The sequence below is a fragment of the Neisseria sp. P0021.S007 genome (genome assembly GCF_051956855.1).
Genome location: NZ_JBQCXA010000340.1, coordinates 1 through 801, shown reverse-complemented (window position 1 = coordinate 801; position 801 = coordinate 1). Strand labels below are relative to the sequence as shown.

The window sequence follows — 801 nt, the reverse complement described above, 5'->3', positions numbered from 1 at the left end:
GCCTAACTCTGCGCCGGGGTGTTTATGGGGTGCAGGGTTTCTTATTTATTGACATTAACCACTCTTTCATCAGGAATCTGCCCGTATGAAAAAATCTGTATTAGCCGTATTGGCCGCATTGTCTTTGGCCGCGTGCGGCGGTGGCGAGAAAAAAGCCGAGCAACCTCAAGCAGGCAGCGCGCCTGCTGCCAATGCCGAGGCAGCCGCTACCGATACTTTGAATATCTACAACTGGTCAAACTACGTTGACGAAAGTACAGTCGAAGACTTCAAAAAAGCCAACAATTTGAAGCTGACTTACGATTTGTATGAAAACAACGAAACGCTGGAAGCCAAAATGCTGACCGGCAAATCCGGCTATGACTTGGTTGTGCCCGGTATTGCCTTCCTGCCGCGCCAAATTGAGGCAGGTGCATACCAAAAAATCAATAAGGATCTGATTCCGAACTACAAAAACATCGACCCTGAATTGCTGAAGATGTTGGAAACCGCCGACCCGGGCAATCAATACGCCGTTCCTTATTTCTCCGGTGTGAACACTTTGGCGATTACCGCGAAAGGCAAGGAGCTTTTGGGCGGAAAATTGCCTGAAAACGGCTGGGATTTGCTGTTCAAACCTGAATACACCAACAAGCTGAAATCTTGCGGCATCGCTTTGTGGGATACCCCGAGCGAAATGTTCCCAATCTTGTTGAACTACTTGGGTAAAGATCCTAAAGGCTCGAATCCTGAAGATTTGAAAGCGGCGGCAGAAGTGTTGAAAGCCATCCGTCCTGATGTAAAACGTTTCAGCCCTTCCAT

At 48.3% G+C, this 801-nt stretch carries 1 protein-coding gene; it reads left to right on the top strand.

Features of this window, described 5'->3' with window-relative positions:
• Positions 1–85: 85 nt before the first annotated feature.
• Positions 86–801, top strand: a 716-nt coding sequence (locus ACTHUR_RS13215) for an extracellular solute-binding protein (RefSeq protein WP_440398978.1), incomplete at its 3' end; no start/stop codon positions are given.